Origin of the sequence: Micromonospora sp. NPDC049089 (genome assembly GCF_040648775.1) — a bacterium.
In the GTDB taxonomy this organism is placed as follows: Bacteria; Actinomycetota; Actinomycetes; order Mycobacteriales; family Micromonosporaceae; genus Micromonospora.
The window spans coordinates 1-19,627 of record NZ_JBEZEH010000133.1 but is presented as its reverse complement, the minus strand read 5'-3'; the positions used below and the strand labels follow the sequence as shown (position 1 = coordinate 19,627).

The 19,627-nt window shown below is 72.1% G+C and carries 17 protein-coding genes and 1 pseudogene; 8 read left to right on the top strand and 10 right to left on the bottom strand.

What is annotated here, in order from left to right; genetic code table 11:
* Together AB0B48_RS21845 and xylA are read right to left on the bottom strand one after the other, a co-directional pair.
* On the bottom strand, positions 1–335 hold a 335-nt coding region (locus tag AB0B48_RS21845; protein WP_357204274.1), incomplete at its 3' end, for an FGGY family carbohydrate kinase.
* A 9-nt stretch (positions 336–344) separates the two neighbouring features.
* A complete protein-coding gene (gene xylA, locus AB0B48_RS21840) occupies positions 345–1,532 on the bottom strand; it encodes a xylose isomerase (protein WP_357204272.1) in 1,188 nt (395 codons plus the stop codon).
* Between the two features lie 78 nt (positions 1,533–1,610).
* Between xylA and AB0B48_RS21835 the strand changes: the two genes are divergently transcribed.
* Positions 1,611–2,849 (top strand): ROK family transcriptional regulator, encoded by a 1,239-nt coding sequence (locus tag AB0B48_RS21835; protein WP_357204270.1) that lies wholly within the window; start codon positions 1,611–1,613, stop codon positions 2,847–2,849.
* A 126-nt stretch (positions 2,850–2,975) separates the two neighbouring features.
* Positions 2,976–4,580: a PP2C family protein-serine/threonine phosphatase gene (locus tag AB0B48_RS21830; RefSeq protein WP_357204268.1), complete on the top strand. Its 1,605-nt coding sequence runs from the start codon at positions 2,976–2,978 to the stop codon at positions 4,578–4,580.
* A gap of 27 nt (positions 4,581–4,607) precedes the next feature.
* On the opposite strand, the gene AB0B48_RS21825 is transcribed toward AB0B48_RS21830, so the two are convergent.
* Complete coding sequence (locus AB0B48_RS21825) at positions 4,608–5,234, bottom strand: MarR family transcriptional regulator (RefSeq protein ID WP_357204266.1); 627 nt, start codon at positions 5,232–5,234, stop codon at positions 4,608–4,610.
* Positions 5,235–5,331: 97 nt separating this feature from the next.
* On the opposite strand from AB0B48_RS21825, the gene AB0B48_RS21820 reads away from it, so the two are divergent.
* Entirely contained in the window at positions 5,332–6,462 is a 1,131-nt protein-coding gene (locus AB0B48_RS21820; protein ID WP_357204264.1) for a PP2C family protein-serine/threonine phosphatase, read from the top strand.
* Positions 6,463–6,469: 7 nt separating this feature from the next.
* On the opposite strand, the gene AB0B48_RS21815 is transcribed toward AB0B48_RS21820, so the two are convergent.
* From AB0B48_RS21815 to AB0B48_RS21785, 7 genes are all read right to left on the bottom strand, one after another.
* On the bottom strand, positions 6,470–7,936 hold the full coding sequence (locus AB0B48_RS21815; protein WP_355009015.1) for a sugar transferase: 1,467 nt from the start codon (positions 7,934–7,936) through the stop codon (positions 6,470–6,472).
* 231 nt (positions 7,937–8,167) lie between these two features.
* On the bottom strand, positions 8,168–9,925 hold the full coding sequence (locus AB0B48_RS21810) for a substrate-binding domain-containing protein (RefSeq protein ID WP_357204262.1): 1,758 nt from the start codon (positions 9,923–9,925) through the stop codon (positions 8,168–8,170).
* A gap of 158 nt (positions 9,926–10,083) precedes the next feature.
* Positions 10,084–11,121 (bottom strand): lactonase family protein, encoded by a 1,038-nt coding sequence (locus tag AB0B48_RS21805; RefSeq protein ID WP_357204260.1) that lies wholly within the window; start codon positions 11,119–11,121, stop codon positions 10,084–10,086.
* Between the two features lie 87 nt (positions 11,122–11,208).
* Positions 11,209–11,811 (bottom strand): ATP/GTP-binding protein, encoded by a 603-nt coding sequence (locus tag AB0B48_RS21800; protein ID WP_355008977.1) that lies wholly within the window; start codon positions 11,809–11,811, stop codon positions 11,209–11,211.
* Entirely contained in the window at positions 11,792–12,181 is a 390-nt protein-coding gene (locus AB0B48_RS21795; protein ID WP_357204257.1) for a DUF742 domain-containing protein, read from the bottom strand. The genes AB0B48_RS21800 and AB0B48_RS21795 overlap by 20 nt, the downstream gene beginning before the upstream one ends.
* Positions 12,171–12,593, bottom strand: coding sequence for a roadblock/LC7 domain-containing protein (locus AB0B48_RS21790; RefSeq protein WP_357204255.1), 423 nt, complete (start codon positions 12,591–12,593; stop codon positions 12,171–12,173). Before AB0B48_RS21790 ends, AB0B48_RS21795 begins: the two co-directional genes overlap by 11 nt.
* Positions 12,593–14,956: a nitrate- and nitrite sensing domain-containing protein gene (locus AB0B48_RS21785; RefSeq protein WP_357204254.1), complete on the bottom strand. Its 2,364-nt coding sequence runs from the start codon at positions 14,954–14,956 to the stop codon at positions 12,593–12,595. Before AB0B48_RS21785 ends, AB0B48_RS21790 begins: the two co-directional genes overlap by 1 nt.
* Positions 14,957–15,243: 287 nt before the next feature.
* Between AB0B48_RS21785 and AB0B48_RS21780 the strand changes: the two genes are divergently transcribed.
* The 5 genes and pseudogenes from AB0B48_RS21780 to AB0B48_RS21760 form a co-directional block, all read left to right on the top strand.
* Complete coding sequence (locus AB0B48_RS21780; RefSeq protein ID WP_357204252.1) at positions 15,244–15,837, top strand: hypothetical protein; 594 nt, start codon at positions 15,244–15,246, stop codon at positions 15,835–15,837.
* An 11-nt stretch (positions 15,838–15,848) separates the two neighbouring features.
* Entirely contained in the window at positions 15,849–16,892 is a 1,044-nt protein-coding gene (locus AB0B48_RS21775) for a hypothetical protein (RefSeq protein ID WP_357204250.1), read from the top strand.
* A 186-nt stretch (positions 16,893–17,078) separates the two neighbouring features.
* Positions 17,079–18,737 carry a sodium:solute symporter family protein gene (locus tag AB0B48_RS21770; protein ID WP_357204248.1) on the top strand — a complete coding sequence of 553 codons (1,659 nt, stop codon included), beginning with the start codon at positions 17,079–17,081 and terminating at the stop codon, positions 18,735–18,737.
* A gap of 16 nt (positions 18,738–18,753) precedes the next feature.
* Positions 18,754–19,062: a hypothetical protein gene (locus AB0B48_RS21765; protein WP_355008983.1), complete on the top strand. Its 309-nt coding sequence runs from the start codon at positions 18,754–18,756 to the stop codon at positions 19,060–19,062.
* A gap of 111 nt (positions 19,063–19,173) precedes the next feature.
* A pseudogene (locus AB0B48_RS21760) lies at positions 19,174–19,539 on the top strand (hypothetical protein); the annotation flags it as partial.
* Positions 19,540–19,627 lie beyond the last annotated feature (88 nt).

Below are 19,627 nucleotides of genomic sequence, written 5' to 3'. Positions count from 1 at the left end.
CCGCCCGCGCCGCCGCCCACCCCCTCGATGCGGTCGGCGGCGGCGTCGGCGGACCGGGTGTCGTTCCACAGCAGCGCCGGGCGGACCACCCGGCCGTCCTCGTCGAGACACACCATGCCGTGCTGCTGGCCGGCGACGGAGATCGCCGCCACGTCGGCCAACCCGCCGGCCTGGTCGGCGGCGCTACGCAGCGCCTGCCACCAGGCTTCCGGGTCGACCTCCGTGCCGTCCGGGTGCGGTGCCCGGCCCTGCCGGAGCAGGGCGCCGGTTTCCGCGTCCCGGATCACCACCTTGCAGGACTGGGTGGACGAGTCGACGCCCGCGACCAACGGCATGGCGGGGCCTCAGCGGGCGCCGAGCAGGTGCTCGACGGCGAGCTGGTTGAGCCGGACGAAGGCGAAGCCCCGGGCGGCCACCGCGTCGACGTCGACGTCCTCGAACGCGGACCGGTCGGCAAGGAGCTCCTCGTAGCCCTCGCCGTCGTTGAGCGTCGGCGTGCTCAGCTCGCCGACCTTGCTGGCGGCGAGCGCCTCGACCACCTCGGGGTCGGCGCGGAACGCCGCTGCCCGCTCCTTGAGCAGCAGGTAGGTGCTCATGTTGGCCGCCGCGGAGGCCCACACCCCGTCCATGTCCTCGGTGCGGGACGGCTTGTAGTCGAAGTGCCGGGGGCCGTCGTAGGCCGGGCCGCCGTTGGGGCCGCCGTTTTCCAGGAGGTCCACCAGGGCGAACGCGTTCATCAGGTCACCGTGGCCGAAGACCAGGTCCTGGTCGTACTTGATGCCGCGCTGGCCGTTGAGGTCCAGGTGGAACAGCTTGCCCTGCCAGAGCGCCTGGGCGATGCCGTGGGCGTAGTTGAGCCCGGCCATCTGCTCGTGGCCGACCTCCGGGTTGAGGCCGACCAGCTCGGGGTGCTCCAGCTGCGAGATGAAGCCGAGCGCGTGCCCGATGGTGGGCAGCAGGATGTCGCCGCGCGGCTCGTTGGGCTTGGGCTCCAGCGCGAACCGCAGGTTGTAACCCTTGTCGATGGAGTACTGGGTGAGCAGGTTGACGGCCTCGCGGTAGCGGTCCAGGGCGGCCTGGACGTCCTTGGCGAGGTCGTACTCGGAGCCCTCGCGGCCACCCCACATGACGAAGGTGCTGGCACCCAGCTCGGCGGCCAGGTCGACCTGACGCAGCACCTTGCGCAGCGCGTACCGGCGGACGTCGCGGTCGTTGCTGGTGAAGCCGCCGTCCTTGAAGATCGGGTGGGTGAAGAGGTTGGTGGTGACCATCGGCACCACCAGGCCGGTCTCGTCGAGGGCCTTGCGGAACCGGGCGATGTGCTGGTCCCGGGTGGCCGCGTCGACGCCGAACGGGATCAGGTCGTCGTCGTGGAAGGTGATGCCGTACGCGCCCAGCTCGGCGAGCCGGTGCACTGCCTCGACCGCGTCGAGCTCGGGACGGGTGGCGTCACCGAACGGGTCGCGGGCCTGCCAGCCAACGGTCCAGAGCCCGAAGGAGAACTTGTCGGCGGGGGTGGGACGGGGTGCCATGAGCAACCTCCGGGGTGGTGTTGTCCGCTATTTGTTCAGCGATTGAATTATTTGCCCACCCTATGGCACTGTCAAGGGGTGAGCCTCACCCACGCCCCTGCCGGCGCTGTCCGTCAGGGCAGCCTGCGCGAGCTCAACCTCGCCCTGGTCCTCGGCCGGATCGCCACGGCCGACCGACCTCCCTCCCGGGCCGACCTGGCGACCGCTACCGGCCTGACCAGAGCCACCGTGTCCGCGGTGGTCGAGGACCTGCTCGCCGGCCGGCTGGTCAGTGAGTCCGACCCCGCGCCCCGCTCGGGGGCCGGCCGCCCGGCGCGCGGACTGGTCCTGGCCGATCAGGGGCCGGCCGGGCTCGGGCTGGAGGTCAACGTGGACTACCTGGCGGTCTGCGTGGTGGACCTCGCCGGCCAGGTCCGGCACCGCACCGTGCACCGGGCCGACCTGCGCCCGGTCGCCCCCGCCGACGCCCTGGCCCGCCTTGTCGAGATGGCCGGGGCAGCCCGCGAGGACGCCGCCCAGCGTGGCCTCACCCTGGTCGGGGCCGCCCTGGCGGTGCCCGGCCTGGTGGACGACGCCGGGCTGGTCCGGCTCGCGCCGAACCTCGGCTGGCATGACGTGCCGGTGCCGGCGCTGCTCGCCGAGCACCCTCCGCTGATCGAGCAGGTGCCCGGCATCCCCGCCCTGGTGGTGGACAACGAGGCCAACCTCGCGGCGCTCGGCGAGCTGCACTCGCAGCCCACCGGCACGTCCAGCTTCCTGCACATCTCCGGCGAGGTGGGCATCGGTGCCGGCATCGTGCTGGACGGCGCGCTGTTTCGCGGCGTACGCGGGTGGAGCGGCGAGATCGGGCACCTTCCCGTACACCCCGAGGGCCGTCCGTGCCGCTGCGGCGGGCAGGGCTGCCTGGAGCAGTACGCCGGTCAGGAAGCGATCGTGGCCGCCGCCGGGCTGGCCCGGGCGGAGCTTCCCGCAGACACCGCGACGGCCCGGTTGGCCGAGTTGGCCGAGGCCGGCGACGCCGACGCGCTGCGGGCGCTGCGCGACGCCGGAACGGCACTCGGCGTCGCGGTGGCCGGCGTCGTCAATCTGCTCGACCTGGACACCGTGGTGCTCGGTGGCGGTTACGCGGCGCTCGCGCCCTGGCTGTGCCCCCCGGTCCTCGCCGAGATCGGTGCCCGGGTGCTCACCGCGGCCTGGTCGCCGGTCACGGTCCGTCCGTCGACGCTCGGCGCGGAGGCCGCCGCGGTAGGCGCCGCCGGCTCGGTGGCCCGCCGGATCGTCGCCCAGCCCGCCGGCTGGCTGGCCCGCGCCGGCTGATCGCCACCCCGCGCCGTGCATCGCTGTCGGGGGGAATCGGTACCCTTGCTGTCAGGCAACGATCCCCGGTGAGGAGTCGAGAAGCAGCATGCGCACACGTCGTCAGACGCGAGCCGGCGTCCGGCGGTGACCACGACCCAGCGACCCGGCGGCACCCCGTTGCCGGCCGACGAGCGGTTGGCCCGGGAGTTGCTCGACGGGCTCGCCGAAGCCGTGCTGACGACGGACGAGGCCGGTCGGGTCACCCTGGTCAACGCCATGGCTGCCGAGTTGATCCCGGAGATCGACGCCGGCACCGAGCTGGCCGGGTGCTCGGTGGCGGCACTGGCCCGGGCTGTCGCCGGCGGCGCTGACCACTTCGACGCCGACCACCACGGCCGGCGACTGCGCGGCGTCCGACGGCAACTCGCCGGCTCCCGGTGGGCGTGGTACGTCCGCGACGTCACCGAGGAGCACGCCCGCACCGACGCCCTGCTGGTCGAACGCTCCCGCACCGCGTTCCTCGCCCAAGCCGGCAGTCGGCTGGCGCTGGCCCTGCACCGCGACCAGGTCCTCCTGGCCACCACCACGCTCGCCGTTCCCTACCTCGCCGACGTCGCCGTCGCACTGCCCCGACCGACAGCGCCGGCCGAGCCGCACCCCCGATGGATCCGGTACGCCGACGGCGAGCCGGCCCCGATCACCGGGCTGGCCAGCCCCGCGCTGACCGGCTCCGTCCCCGGGCTGGCCGAAGCGCTGGCCGGCGACCGTGCCGAACCGGGCCCCTGGCCGGACGCCCCGATCACCGACCTGGCCGACCTGCTGCCGCCCGGGTTCGGCCCCCCGGGCATGGTGCTGGTCAGCCCGCTTCTCAGCGCCAGCGGGTCGGCCGGTGCGCTACTGCTCATCCGTCGGTCCGGGCGAGCCGGCTTCGACCGGCGCGACGTGGAGCTGGCCCGGGAGTTCGCCACCCGCGCGGGTGCCGCGCTGGCCACCGCCGACCTGCACGGCGAGCAGGCTCACCTGGCCCGGGTGCTGCAAACCAGTCTGCTTCCGCCCGAGTTGCCCGTCGTGCCCGGCGTGAGCCTGGCCGGCGGTTACCGGGCAGCGGGCGACACCCTCCGCATCGGCGGCGACTTCTACGAGGTGTTTCCGCACCCGCGCGGCGCCCTGTTCGCGCTCGGCGACGTGTGCGGCAAGGGTGTGGGCGCGGCGGTGCTGACCGGCCGGGTCCGCCAGTCGTTGCAGACGCTGCGGCTGGTGGAGCACCGCCCGCTGGAGCTGATTCACCTGCTCAACCAGGCGCTGTTCGACGCGCCGGATGCGGCACGGCGCAGCCAGTTCACCACCCTGTTGCTCGGTTCCCTGGACCGGGGGCCGACCGGGCTGGACCTTCGCGTCGCCGGCGGGGGCCATCCGGCGCCACTGCTGGTCACCGCCGACGGCACCGTCACCCCGGTCCCGGTCGGTGGCATGCCGGTGGGGGCGCTGACGGCCGCACGCTTCGCCGAGAGCCGGGTGCACCTCGATCCGGGCGATCTGCTGCTCGCGTACACCGATGGGGTGACCGGGGCGCGCGACCCCCGCGACGCGGCGATGTTCGGCGAGGCCCGGCTGCGGGCCGCGCTCGTGGCGGCGGCCGGGCAACCGCCGGCGGCGCTGATCGACCGGGTGCTCCGCGCTGTCGACGATTGGGCGGGCGGGCAGGCCCACGACGACATCGCGATGCTGGCCGTCGGCGCCTCGGCCTGACCGACGGGCGACCGCCCGCCGGCTCGATCAGGCGGTACGCGCCACCGGCGGGCTGCCGCCCGGCCACTCCCTGGTGCTGCCGACCGATCGTTCCGGACCGCCCGACGAACCCGTCCACCCCGTTCGGGTCTGCCGAGCCGAATCGCCCGCCCAGTCCCCCGACCGCCCACCCGGCCGGTCCGGGCCGTCCGGCCAGTCCCCCTGGCCCGGCGGCTCGTCCGGTGTCGACGTGTCCTCCGCCTGCTGGCGGCGGGCGGTCTCGTCGAACTCCCGCATTCCGCGCAGCAGCGCGTCGCGGCCCTCCCGGCTCATCCCGGCCAGCACGGCGGCGAGTTGGCCCTGGCGGTCGGCCCGCAGCTCGGCGAGGAGCCGGCGAGCCTCCGGGGTGAGGTGAAGCGAAATCTCCCGCCGGTCGAAGCGGCCCGGCTCACGCTCCAGCATGCCGGCGGCGACCAACCGGTCGCAGAGACGGCTGGCGGAGCTGAGCAGCATGTCGAGTCGGGTGGCGAGCCGACGCAGGTTGATACCGTCGTACTGCTCCACCACCATCACCGCCCGCAACTGGGCGCCGGACACGCGGTTGGCGGTCCCCTCCCGGGCAGACTCCCAGATGCCCAGCAGGGCAGCGGCTGTCGCATCCAGCGCGGCAGCCATACTCGTCTCAGGGTCCGTCGGACGGTTCAGTTCTGCCATGGTGGGCCGAGAGTACTCCGAACCTCCTGGTGGTTGAGCTTTCAGTGAAGGACTGACGATGAGCGAACCGGTCGATCGGGCACGACGTGCCCTGAACCAGACACCAGCTGACCGGCTCGTCGGTGGCATCGGGGACGTGTTCGCCCAGTCGTACGGGATCACCGACGTCGAGCTCTATCAGGTCGACTACCGACTCGCGGAGCTGCTGCCACTGACCGAGGGTGACTCGATCACGAGCCCCGGGCATCCGGCCTGGCGCGCCTTCGACCACCAGTCGCCGATAGTTGCCGACGGCGCCGCCTGGTTCCCGGTCACCATGCGTGGTGAGCGGCGGGGGGTGCTGCGCCTGTCACCTGTTCCGGACGACCGGGACGTCGTCGCCGCGCTGGCCGAGGTCGCCACCGCGCTCGCCCACGAGGTGGCGGCGGTCTCCGCCGGCACCGACGTCTATCGGGCGGCCCGGCGCACCCAACGCCTCACCCTGGCCGCCGAGATGCAGTGGGACCTGCTCCCCGGCCGCAGCCGCATCCGCCCCTCGTTCAGCCTCGCCGGGCAGTTGGAGCCGGCGTACGCGGTGCGCGGCGACAGCTTCGACTGGTCCGACGACGGGGAACGGCTCTGGTTGTCGACAATCAACGGCACCGGTGAGGGCGTGGCCGCGTCCCTGCTCACCTCGCTGGCCACCCACGCGCTGCGCAACGCGCGTCGGGCCGGGCTGAGCCTGGCCGACCAGGCCGCCCTCGCCGACCAGGCCATCTACGACCTGTACCGGGGCGAGCAGCACATCTCCGCGTTGCTGATGGAGTTGGACCTGCGCTCCGGGATGATGACAGTGGTGGACGCCGGCTCACCCCGGCTGGTCCTGCTCCGCGACGGGGACGTCACCGAACAGCCGCTGGAGGCGCAGTTCCCGCTGGGCATGTTCGAGGCGACCGACTACCACGAGCAGAAGTTCCCGCTGCAGCGCGGCGACCGGGTCTTCGTGGTCAGCGACGGGGTGGTGGAGGCCACCGGTCAGCACATGCGCTACGGCGAGACGGCGCTGGACCGGTTCCTGCGCCGGACCGGGCCGATGGCCCCCCTGGACGCCGTCCGGTCGCTGATCGGTGACCTGCGCGCGTTCGTGTCGGGTGACCTGGTCGACGACGCGGTGGTCGTCTGCCTGGACTGGACCGGCCCGCAGCCGTGACCGGTGGTCAGTACGCGCCGCGGCCGTTCAGCACCGCGCCGAAGGTCTTCCAGAGGATGGTGAGGTCGGCGGCGAGGGACCAGTTCTCCACGTAGTAGAGGTCCAGCCGGATGCCGTCCTCCCAGCTCAGGTCGGAGCGGCCACTGACCTGCCACAGGCCGGTCATGCCGGGCTTGACCAGCAGCCGTCGGGCCACGTCACCGTCGTAACGGGCCACCTCCGAGGGCAGCGGCGGGCGGGGGCCGACCAGGCTCATCTGCCCCAGCAACACGTTGACCAACTGCGGCAGCTCGTCCAGTGACCATTTGCGCAGCAGCCGGCCGACGCGGGTCACCCGGGGGTCCTGGCGCATCTTGAACATCAGGCCGTCGGTCTCGTTGCGCGCGGTCAGCTCGGCGAGCAGCGCGTCCGCGTTCACCACCATGGTGCGGAACTTGAACACGCCGAACTCCTGCCCGCCCCGACCGACCCGGACCTGCCGGAACAGCACCGGGCCCCGGCTGTCCAGTTTGATGGCCAGCGCGATGAACGCGATCAGCGGCAGCAGCACCGCCAGCGCCAACGACGAGACGGACCGGTCGACGAAACCCTTCACCAGCTTGCGCACCCCGCGGAACTCGGGCGCCTCGACGTGGATCAGCGGCAGGCCGGCGACCGGGCGGGTGTGGATGCGCGGGCCGGCGACGTCGGTCAGCGCGGGTGCCACGACCAGGTCGATGCCGGTCCCCTCCAACTGCCAGCCGAGGCGGCGCAGCCGGGCCGCGGTCAGCTCACCGGAGGCGGTCACCGCGACCGTGTCCGCGCCGATCGCGGTGGCGGCCTCCGGGATGCCCCGGAAGGACCCCACCACCGGCACGTCACCCAGCCGCTGCGCCACCGGCGCGAGCAGCGCGTCCGGGATGCAGGCGCCCACCACCTGGTAGCCGGCGTACGGCTCGCGGCGCAGCGTGTGGACCAACTCCAACACGTGAGCGGTGTCGCCGACCACCAGCACCTTGCGGGACCAGCCGGCACCCAGCGAGCGGGCCCGGTGCAGCCGCTTACGGGCGGCGAACCGCGCCACCTCCAGCCCGACGGTGCCCACCGCGAAGGAGATGCCCAGGAAACCCCGGGAGACGCCGACATCGGCGATGTAGCCGATGATGGCGATCGCCCCGGCCAGGCGCAGGCTGGCTGAGCTGACCCGCCGGTACTCGTCCGCCCCGTAGCCGATCACCCGGTCGTCGTAGCAGCCGAGCGCCTTGAGCGAGATCAGCCAGGCCAGCACCAACCCGGGGGCGACAAGCACGTACGGGATTTCCGAGCCGGTCGGCTCGTCGTCACCGAAACGGGCGACGTACCCGATCAGCAACGCGATGATGAGGATGGTGGTGTCCAGCACCACCAGAACCCGGACGTAGGACCGTTCGTCGGCGCGCGCCACCAGCCCGGCGCGTCGATCGTCCGGCTCCGCCGACGTGGCGGGGGTCAACAGTGTCGCCACGCTCACCGGCCCTCCCACTCTGTACAGGATGGCCCCGGCCGACGGGTCGGTCCGGAGGCGGACCGACTATGCCGGAACAGTCGACATCCTGCCTTGACAACTATGACTGCCGATTGCTTCCGACGTATTGCCGTCACTTTTCTTCAACAACCTGGTGGCCGAAAAGGGGCCTGCCACACCGAATTGACGGTACGGCAGGCCCCTGGACGTCTGAGCGTCGGATCAGCGTGGCGCTGGCGGACGCCGTGCGATGGCGCTGAGGAAGATGCTGCCGATCTCGCTCGGGTCCTTCGTGACGAAGACGTCGCCACCGGTCACCTTGGTGATCGACTCCAGCTCTGCCTTGCTGACGCCCTCGCCGATACCGATCATGATGACCTGGACCGGCCGCTCCGGGTCGGCGATCTGCTTGAGCTTGCCGAGCAGCTGCTGCTGGTTGAGGCCGTTGTCGTCCTCGTTCTTGCCGTCGGTGAACAGCACGATCGAGTTGACCCGGCCCGGCTGCCAGTTTTCCTGCACCGCCTGGTAGGCGGCCAGCATGGTGTCGTAGAGGCCGGTGTCACCGCTGGAAGGCTTGACGGTGGCGAGGGCGCCCTCCAACTGGGCCCGCTGACCGGAGAGCGGCCCGATCGGGACCAGCTCGCGGTAGTCCCGGTTGCCGACGAGCTTGGTGGAGAAGGTCCACAGGCCGATCGACCAGGAGTCGTCGAAGAGGCCGAGGCCGCGACGGGCCGCGTCGACGGTGACCTCTTCCCTGCTGCGGTTGTTGGCGCTGGGCACCGGTTCCTTCATCGAGCCGGAGACGTCGATGACGGCGAGCATCCGACCGGACTGGGTGGCGATCGACCAGCTGGAGACGACCCGCTGGATGGCGGCCGGGTCGAGGCCACCCGCCGCGGTGCCACCGTTCGCCGGTGCGGTCGGCGCGCCGCCGGACGGGCTCGGAGCACCCTGTGGCGCCTTGAAACCATCTCCCCAGTTGCCGTCCGGCGCGCGCAGCGACTGCGCGGCGAGCCGGTTGCGGAAGTTCGGGCTGGTGAGCAGCTCGTACAGCACCTTGGCCGCCGACGCCTTGCTCGGCTCGATGCCGGGCAGCACCGCGTACGGGTAGTCCAGCGGCATCGGCGCCGGCTCCATGTAGAGCGCGGCCAGCGGCACCGGCGGCTTCTTGCTGTTGTACGCGATCACGTCTTCTTCGGACAGAGCCGCCGCGCCGAGACCGCTCGCGATGGACGTCGAGTCGTTGGCCGTGGGGAAGCGGGCCAGCAGGTCGTTGCGGAGCGAGGAACGCCCGGTGGCCAGTGCGCGGAGCGCCCCGACGGTGTTGCGCTGGGCGTCGCCGCCGGCGCCGTTCGCCGCGGCGGTCAGCGAGAGCAGACCGGACAGGCCCGCAGCGTCGCGGGTCGGCTCGACGATCCCGGTCCGCAGCGGAGAGCTGGTGTTGTTGACCTGCTTGAGCAGGTCGGTCCAGTTGAACTTCTTGTCCGGCCAGCCCAGTCGGGTGGCGATCGGCTCGGGCATCGCGACGACGATCGGGCTGCGCGCGATGGACTGGCCGTTGGTCGGAGCGAACGCCGTCGCGTCCTTCTTCAGCCGCAGCAGCCAGGTCGAGGAGTCGGGCACCCAGACATCCGGGCTGACGGCGGTGCCGCTGGCCTGCCCCACACCGGCCAGCAGGGCCCCGTGCTTGGCCGCCACCACGGCCGCCACGTCGACCGGGTCGGACGCGGACACGTCGACGCGGATGCAGGTCGGGCCCACCGCCGCGCCGTCCTTCACCCACTGGGACGCGGCAGCGTCCACCGCTGGCGCGAGTTCGGAGGCGACCGCCACGGCTAGTCGGATCTCTCCCGAGCAGCTGGGCTGGATCAACTCCTGGTAACCGAACCACGCGCCCGTCGTCACGACGAGCACACCCGCCGTTGCTGCGGCGGCGGCTAGGTGGAGTTTCGAACGCATGCGATGGCGGCCTGCTGACACGGTGACCATCTTGCGTACTAGGTGCCGTCTCTGCCACATCCGTTCGGACTAAAGTTACGGAGGAGAAACAGTTGACCACTTTTTTGCAACACAGAGTGACGGGGCAGCCTCGCGGCGTTGCCAAACCAGTGCCACCCTCACGTCTATTTAGCGAGCGTTCAGGGCAGGACGCACGTCGGGCTCGGCACCGGCACCGGCTCGCCGGCCGCCTCCAGGACGCCGGTGTCGGCGTCGCGACGGAACACCCGCACCGTGTCCGCCCGCTCGTCGGCGACGTAGAGGTGCTCCCCGATGAGGGCGAAGTGCCGGGGCCACTCCCCTCCGGTGTCCACTTCGGCCACCAGCTCGGGCAACTCCCCTGCCACTGCGAAGACCGCCAGCGTCCCCACCCCACGGTTGGCGACGTAGAGGAACCGGCCGTCCGGGGCGACCGCGACCTCCGACGGCTGGACGTGACCGGCGCGCCCGCTCGCCTCGACCCGCCCGCGCTGGTGCAACGCGCCGTCGTCGGTCAGCTCGTAGGCGGTGACCGAGGCGTCCAGCTCACCGACGACGTAGCAGCGCCGTCCGTCCGGGTGCCGGGCCAGGTGCCGGGGGCCGGTGCCGGGCTTCGTACGCACCCGGGGCGCACTCGGCACCAGTCGTCCGGTCGCTTCGTCCAGGTCGTACCGGTAGACCGAGTCGGTGCCGAGATCCACGCCGAAGATCGGCCCTTGGCCCGCACCGGGCGAGACCATGTGGGCGTGGGCGTGGTCCTGGCGCTCCGGGTCGGGGCCGTGCCCCTCGTGCACCACCAGGTCGGTGCGCTCGCCGGGCACGCCCTGCGGGTCGAGCGGGAAGACCGCGATGCTGCCGCTGCCGTAGTTGGCCGCCAGCAGGTGACCGCCACCGGGCAGCACCGCGAGGTGGCAGGGCTCCGCGCCGCCGGTCGACCGACTGCCGAGCGGGTCCAACGCGCCGTCCGCACCGACCTGCCAGGCGCTGATCTCGCCGTCCGTCAGCTCGTTGACCGCGTACAGCACCGGCTGGGTGGGGTGCCGCACCAGGAAAGAGGGGGACGGGGTGACCGCCACAGTGCCGAGCGGGGTCAGCGCCCCGGTCCTCGGGTCGCGACGCGCGGCGACGATGCCGCTGCCCCGCCCGCCGCTCTGCGCGGTGTAACCCCCGATGTGGACGACCTCACCCTGACCGCTCACGCCCAACTCCTCCGCCGGCAACCTTCGTTGATCCAACCAGAGGCTGCCCGCGTTGCCCGCCCGTTAACCGGCTTTTCGGCCCGGATCTCAGGCCGCCGGCACCGGCTCACCGCGCTGTCGGGCGACGTGCTCCACCAGAGAGATCAAAACCATCTTCCCGGACTGCCGGTCCCGGGCGTCGCAGAGCACCATCGGTACGTCCGGGTCCAGGTCGAGCGCTCGGCGTACGGTCTCCAGGTTGAACCGGCGGGAGTCGTCGAAACAGTTCACGCCCACCACGAACGGGATTCCCCGCTGCTCGAAGTAGTCGATGGAGGGGAAGCAGTCGGCCAACCGCCGGGTGTCGGCGAGCACCACGGCACCGAGCGCGCCGAAGGCCAGCTCGTCCCAGAGGAACCAGAACCGGTCCTGGCCCGGCGTGCCGAACAGGTAGACCTGAAGGTCCTCGTTGATGGTGATGCGGCCGAAGTCCATCGCCACAGTGGTGGTGGACTTGCCCTCCACGCCGGAGAGGTCGTCGGTGCCGATCCCGGCACCGGTGAGCACCTCCTCGGTCTGCAACGGACGGACCTCGCTCAGGGCGCTCACCAAGGTCGTCTTGCCAGCTCCGAAGCCTCCCGCGATGAGGATCTTCAGTGCCAGCGGGATGGTGGTGCTGGTGCCCACCTGGTCATAGCGCACGGAGTCCACTGACCACCGCCTTGAGGATGTCGTCGTCGGGAAGGATGCCGGCGGCCGGCGGCTCGTGCACCGCGACCAGGCCCTCGGCGAGGAGATCACCGAGCAGTACCCGGACCACGCCGACCGCGAGGTCCAGCTCGGCTGCCAGTTCGGCCACCGACACCGGCCGGTGGGCCAACGTGACCAGCCGTCGATGCTCCGGCAGCAGATGCGATTGGCGTGTCGCGTCGACGTCCGAACCGGCCAACACGAACGCGACCAGGTTGAATCCGTCGACGGCAGGGCGTACTCGGCCTCCGGTGAGGGTGTACGGGCGCATCACCGGGCCGGCTTCACCGTCCAGCCACTCGTGCTGCGGCCCGGGCGGTTCAGTCCGCATCTCCGGCACCCGCCGCCGATCGGGCCGGCGCGGCGAGGCTCTCCCCCACGCGGATCACCAGCATCGCCATCTCGTACGCGACCAGCCCGATGTCCGCGTCGGCGTCGCTCACCACGGCCAGGCAGGCACCCTGCCCGGCGGCGGTGACGAAGAGGTACGCCTCCTCCATCTCCACCACTGTCTGCCGGACCGGGCCGCCGTCCACGTGCCGGCTGGCGCCTCGGGCGAGGCTGGAGAAGCCGGCGGCGAGCGCACAGAGGTGCTCGGCGTCGGAGCGCTCCAGCTCGGCCGAGCAGCCGAGCAGCAGGCCGTCGGCGGAGAGCACCACCGCCTCGCGGGCGGCGGGTACCCGTTGCACCAGTTCGTCGAGCAACCAGTCCAGGCCGGCGCTCTGCTTCGTCGAATGCGGCACTAGGCGTCCCTCTCAGTCGCGGTCGGGGGTTCGGGGGTCGTCGGCGGGTCGGTGGGGGCCGCCTGGACCGCCGGGCCGGTCGACGCTGGCGGGCCGGTCGGCGCTGGCGGGGTGATGGCGGTGGCGCGTCCGCGCGCCGTGCCGGCCTGGAGCGCCGCCATCACCTGGCGGACCTCCTCCGGCGAGCGGGGCGACGGCGTGTCGGTGACGGTCGAGCGGGGCTGGGCGGCGGGGGTACGACGTCGCACCCGGCGGGGCAGTCCATCCAGCTCGTCGTCCGGCTCGTCGGGGGTGGCCGACCCCTCGGCGGGTGCGACGGTAGAGGTCGGCGCTCCGGCGGGCGGGGCCGTGCTGGCGGACGGGGCCGTCGGCGGGCGGGTACGGGGGCGGGTCACGGCGCCCCGGCGCGCCGTCCGGGCCAGCCGCCGGCTCGGGTCGGCCGACGCGGTGTCGAGCGTGGCAGGGTCGGGGCCGGCCGGCGGCTCGGTGGTGACCAGGTCGCCGGGGACCAGCACCACGGCGGTCACGCCCCCCTCCCCGGATGGGCGCAACAGCACCCGTACGCCGTGCCGGGCCGCCAGCCGGGCCACCACGAACAGGCCGAGTCGGGCGCTCTGCGCCGGGTCGAACTCGGGCGAGCTGGCCAGTCGGGTGTTGGCGGTCTCCAGTGCCGCGGCGGACATGCCCAGCCCCTGATCGGTGATCTCCAGGGCGTACCCGTCGGCGACCTGCGCGCCGGTGACGGTGACCCGGGTGTCCGGCGGGGAGAAGGCGGTGGCGTTCTCGAACAGCTCGGCGAGCAGGTGGATGACGTCGCCGACTGCCCGCCCCAGCACGCCGGCCGGCTGCACGGCCTTGACGTCCACCCGTTCGTACGCCTCGACCTCGGAGATCGCGCCACGGATCACGTCGACCATCGCGACCGGGTTCCGCCAACCCCGACCGGGCGCGGAGCCGGCGAGGATGACCAGATCCTCGGCGTGCCGGCGCAGCCGGGTGGCCAGGTGGTCGACCTGGAACAGCTCGGCCAGCTCGTCCGGGTCCTCGCTACGCCGCTCCATCCGGTCCAGCAGGTGCAACTGACGGTGCACCAGGCTCTGGCTGCGTCGGGCGATGTTGAGGAAGACCTCGTTGAGCCCGCGACGCAGGGTGACCTCGTCCACCGCGGCCTGGACGGCGGTGCGCTGCACCTCGGTGAAGGCGCGCCCGACCTCGCCGATCTCGTCGTGGCCGTACTCCAGTGGCGGTGCCTCCCGGGCGACGTCGACCTGCTCGCCACGGCGCAGCCGGGCGACCACGTCGGGCAGCCGGTGCTCGGCCAGCTCCAGCGCTGCGGTGCGGACGCCGCTGAGCCTGCGGACCAGGGTGCGGCCGACCCGCAGCGCCACCAGTACCGAGACGACGACTGCGACGAGCCCGAGTACGCCGGCGGCGGCCAGCCGCACCAGGATGCGGACCGCCATCGGCACGGAACGGTCGGCGAGAGCGTCGGCCTCGGACAGTTCGAAGTCCCGCAGCTGTTGCTGTACCGCGTCCTGGCTGGCCTGCCAGGCCGCGGCGTCGACAGTCGGCCGACCGGACCGGTTGGGCACGACCAGGGCGTCCTGCATGCTGCGCAGCCGGGTGAACGCCTCGCTCTCGGTTAACCGCTGGTACGCGACCCGGCTGCTCTCGGGCAGGTCTGCCACGGCGCTCTCGGTGAGCCACCGTTGGTTGCCGATGGCCTGGACGAGCTGCGTGTGCTCCCCCTCGGCGAACCGTCCGGCGGTCAGCGCGCCGGCCAGCAGCGCGTCGCTCTGGCCCAGCAGTTCCCGGGAGCGACCCAGCGCGGTGAGCGCCAGCGCCTGCCGGTTGATGTCCGGGTCGGTGAGGGTCGCCATGCCGGCGAACGCCTGGAAGGCCGCGGCGACCATGCCGCTGTAGAGGCCGATCGCACCGGCCCGGTCCACCTTGCGCTCGTCGATGAACCTCCGCCCGTCGGGTAGCGCCGCCAGGGAGTTGACCAGCTGGTCGACCCGGGTTTCCAGCAGGTCGTCGGCGGCGTCGCGCAGCGGTTCCCCGTCCACCCGGCGGCGCAGCTCGGCGACCGCCCGGTCAGTGCGCCCGCGCTGCTCGGCGAGGGCGGGCAACTCGGTATCGCCGGCAAGCTGCACCACCGAGAGTCGGCGTTCCCGTTGCAGCTCGGTGACCACCGTCTCGCCGGGGCGACCCAGGTCGTACAACAGGGTGCGGGCGGAGAGAAGGTTCAGGGCGGGACCGAAGGTCAGCGTGGTCGCGAAGATCCACAGCGCCAGGAGCGCGGTCACCGGCGCGACGACCAACGCGGTCAGCTTCGAGCGGATCGGCCAGTCGCGGGTTTTCATCAGACCTCGCCCGTACAGGGTGGCAGGAGGGGTGCCGGCACCGCCGGGCACCGCGCCTGCCGGCTGCGCGCCCGGCCGCGTCGCCGGGCACCGGCGCGGGCGCCTTGGGCAGGATACGTAATCGGAGGCTGTTTCACTACCGCCCGTGTCGTCACCGCCCAAGCGCCGCTTCCGGGATGAATCAGGTCTCGGCCGGTGAGTGGTTGCGCCCCTCGTCAGGAAAGTGTCTCGGATCGGGATTGGCGATCACTGCGCGGAGGGAATAGCAGAGGGCGAAGGAGGAGCCCATGTCGCCCACGCAGATAGTCGTCATCGTGCTCGTCGTGCTGGTGATCGTCGCGGTGCTGGCCGTGGCCGCCCGCTCGCTCAACAACCGTCGGGCCCTGCGCAACCGGTTCGGGCCGGAGTACGACCGGGTGGTGGCGGAACAGGACAGCCGGTCCGCCGCGGAGCGCGAACTGCGCGACCGGGAACGCCGGCATGCCGAGCTCACGCTCACCCCACTCACCCCGGAGTCCCGGGCTCGCTACGCCGCGGCCTGGGAGGAACTCCAGGTCCGCTTCATCGACTCCCCCGGCGAGACGGTGGGCGACGCGGACGAACTGGTCACCCGGCTCATCGAGGAGCAGGGCTACCCGACCGGTGACTTCTCCGACCAGATCGCCCACCTCTCCGTCGAACACGCCCGCACTCTGACCAACTACCGGGACGCGCACGAGATCCACCTGCGCAACTCCCGGGGCGAGGCCAGCACCGAGGAGCTGCGGCAGGCGGTCGTGCACTACCGCGCACTCTTCGCCGACCTGCTGGGCGAGGAGCCGGTCGGCCACCGCACGCCCGAACAGCGCCACCACCCGGACCACGACGCCACGAGCCGCTGAGGAGGCCACCGATGCGCCAGGAAGAGCAGCAGGTGAGCAACGACCACCCGGAGGCCGTCCGCTCCGCGCCCGTGCCGGTACCCCCGGCCGGCGACCGGGCCGACCGCTCCGACGTCCCGGAGGACGCCCTCGACGACCGGGGCACCTTCGACGACCAGACCGCCGCCCACGAGCGGGCCGACGACACCGACCGGGACGCCGCGTACGACCCGGCCGACGACGAGCTGACCGACGACGCCGACCCGCGCCACCGGCGCGACAACCGGTCCACCGACGAGGGCGGTTTCCACGAGCCGGGGCCGCTGCCGACGACGTTCGGCGCCACCACGGTGGCCGACGCGGTGGCCGCCTCCGCGCTGGCCAGCCCGCACCCGCAGGATCAGCCGGACCCGAGGGCCGAGCGGACCGCCCAGCCGGGCGACGGCGCCGAGGACGGTGAGCGGGAGGGCCTGCGCGCCGACCCCACCGCCGAGCTGCACCGCCGCGACGCGTACGTCGACGACAGCACGGACGTCGACGACAGCACCGACCTGGACGACCGGGACGACTCGGACACGTCCGCGCGCACCGTCGTCGCGCCGGGGAGCACTGACGGCGACCCTGAGCGGCGCGGCGACCTGACCGGCGACCGGGACGCCGCGACGGCGGGCGCAGCCGGCTACGGCAGCGCGACACCCGAGATGGTCGACCCGGACGCGGACGGCGAACCGGCCCCCGGCGACGACACCAGCCCCACGCTGGAGTCCGCCGGAACATCCCGACCCTCCGGGTCGACAGTCGCTACCGAGGCGGCCACCCTCCTCGACACGGACACCGCGCAGGGCTTCCGGGACCGCTGGCGGGACGTGCAGCTGCGTTTCGTCGACGACCCGCAGGCGGCTGCCGGTGAGGCGCAGTCACTGGTGGAGGAGGCCATCCAGGCCCTCTCCTCGGCGCTGGCCGCCCAGAAGAGCACGCTGGGCGGGTGGCAGGACGCCGGCTCGGCCGACACCGAGCAACTGCGGATGGCGGTCCGCAACTACCGGGACTTCCTGGACCGCGTACTCGGTCGCTGAGTCCACCCGAGCGACACTGGCGCCCCGGCCGAAACGGCCGGGGCGCCCTTCTGTGTACCGATCCCGCCAGACCGCCGGAACGGCCCAGACACGCCCGGGCGCGACCTCGGGGAGTGAAACCGCGCAGACGGGGTAATAGGGCGCGCGCGAACTCAGCAGCGCGGACGTCCGACGAGGGGTGACGGGATGGACGGCGACGGTCTCCGGCTCAACATGAACGGCCTGGACTACCTGATCCTGGCGCTGTACTTCGTCACCGTCCTCGGGGTCGGCTTCGCCGCGCGCCGGGCCATCCGGACCAGCGTCGACTTCTTCCTCTCCGGTCGCTCCCTGCCGGCCTGGGTGACCGGTCTCGCCTTCGTCTCGGCGAACCTGGGCGCGTTGGAGATCATCGGAATGGCCGCCAACGGGGCCCAGTACGGCGTCATGACGGTCCACTACTACTGGATCGGCGCGGTCCCGGCGATGGTGTTCCTGGGCATCGTGATGATGCCCTTCTACTACGGCTCGAAGGTCCGCAGCGTGCCGGAGTACCTGCGGCTGCGCTTCAACCGCCCCACCCACCTGCTCAACGCGATCAGCTTCGCCGTCGCCCAGGTGCTGATCGCCGGCGTGAACCTGTACGCGCTGGCGCTCGTCATGCAGGCGCTGCTCGGCTGGCCGCTCTGGACGGCGATCGTGGTCGGCGCGGCGATCGTGCTGGCGTACATCACCATCGGCGGCCTGTCCGGGGCGATCTACAACGAGGTGCTCCAGTTCTTCGTCATCCTGGCCGGCCTCATCCCGGTCACAGTGATCGGCCTGGTCAAGGTCGGCGGGTGGAACGGCCTGATGGACGCGGTCGGCGACACCAAGCTCGGCGAGGCCGGCCTGCACGCGTGGCAGGACACCGGCAGCACGGCCAACCCGCTGGGCGCGCACTGGATCGGCATCGTCTTCGGCCTCGGCTTCGTGCTGTCGTTCGGCTACTGGACGACGAACTTCGCCGAGGTGCAGCGGGCCCTCTCGGCCAAGAACATGAGCGCCGCCCGGCGTACGCCGATCATCGCCGCGTACCCGAAGCTGTTCATCCCCCTGGTCACGATCATCCCCGGCCTGGTGGCCCTGGTCACGGTGAAGGGCCTCGGCGCGGAGAGCGGCGACCTCCAGTACAACAACGCCATCCCGCTGCTGATGCGCGACCTGCTCCCCAACGGCGTGCTCGGGGTCGCGGTCACCGGCCTGCTCGCCTCGTTCATGGCCGGCATGGCGGCCAATGTGAGCGGCTTCAACACCGTCTTCACCTACGACATCTGGCAGGCGTACATCCGCCGTGACCGGTCGGACGAGTACTACCTGCGCATCGGCCGGTGGGCGACGGTCGCCGCCGTCGTGATCGGGATCGGCACCGCGTTCATCGCGGCCGGGTTCAGCAACATCATGAACTACATCCAGGCACTCTTCTCCGTCTTCAACGCGCCGCTGTTCGCCACCTTCATCATCGGCATGTTCTGGAAGCGGATGACCGCGCTCGCCGGCTTCTGGTCGCTGCTGCTGGGCACCCTGGTGTCGCTGAGCCTCTACCTGCTCTACAAGGGCGGGGTGATCGATTTCAACTCCGACCTGGAGGAGAGCTTCTGGGGCGCCGGTCTGGCGTTCGTCACGGCGGTGGTGGTCGCCGCGATCGTCACCCCGCTCACCTCACCCAAGCGGGACGAGGAGTTGCGCGGGTTGGTGTACGGCATGGGCGGCGTCGACCTGAAGGGCGATGTGCTCGCCGGGGACGCCGCCTGGTACCGCTCCCCGGTGCTGCTCGGTCTGATTGCGGTCGCGCTGGCCGCCCTCTTCTACATCCCGGTCTTCTGAGGAAAGGGGTCGGCAGATGAGCAACGACGGCCAGCCGGCACAGGACCCACTGATCGACGAGGCACAGGCGGAGCAGCGGCGCTCGGCCGCGGCCCGGTTGTTCGACATCCGCCGTGTGATCGGTGGCCTCTTCGTCGCGTACGGGGTCATCGTCACGCTGATCGGCATCTTCGACAGCCGAGCCGAGATCGACAAGGCCGAAGGCGTACGGATCAACCTGTGGGCGGGGCTGGCGATGCTCGTGTTCGGTCTGCTCATGCTGCTCTGGCAGTGGTGGCGCCCAGCGGAGGCGCCGGAGCCGAACGAGCAGCAGCCCGACGCCTGACCGCACTGCGCTGGCACGGCCCGCCCCGACCGCCGGGCGGTGCGGCATGAGCGCGGCACGAAGGGGTACGCGGGGGAATCAGGCACCGTGTCGGACCCAGGAGGCAGCACCATGACCGATCGCGATGGCCAATCGCCGCTGGAGGACAGCCCCGAGGTGGCCTCGGCGGTGGACGATGACGCCACCGTGCCGCAACTGCGGACCGGGGGTGGCCCGGACCGGGACACACCGGGCTTCGCCGAACCCCGCGGTCGACCGGGCGACCTCGCACCCGACACCGACGAGCTGATCGGTGACCCGTACGCCGCCGGCACCGGGGCGACCGGGACGGGCACCGGTGCCGGCGGGGACAACATCCGCACCGGGGGCGAGCAGCCCTGGGAGCCGGAGGACCTGGTGATGGCCCGCGGGCAGGATCTGACACCGGAGAACCTGGAAAAGGCCCGCCGTGACCTGGCCGAGCAGGGCCAGGCGGCCCGGCCCGGACTGCGCCGGCACGCTCGGCGTGGGCCCGTCACCGGGTGCCCGGCGTACGTCGATCACCTGACCGGTCAGGTCGGAGATC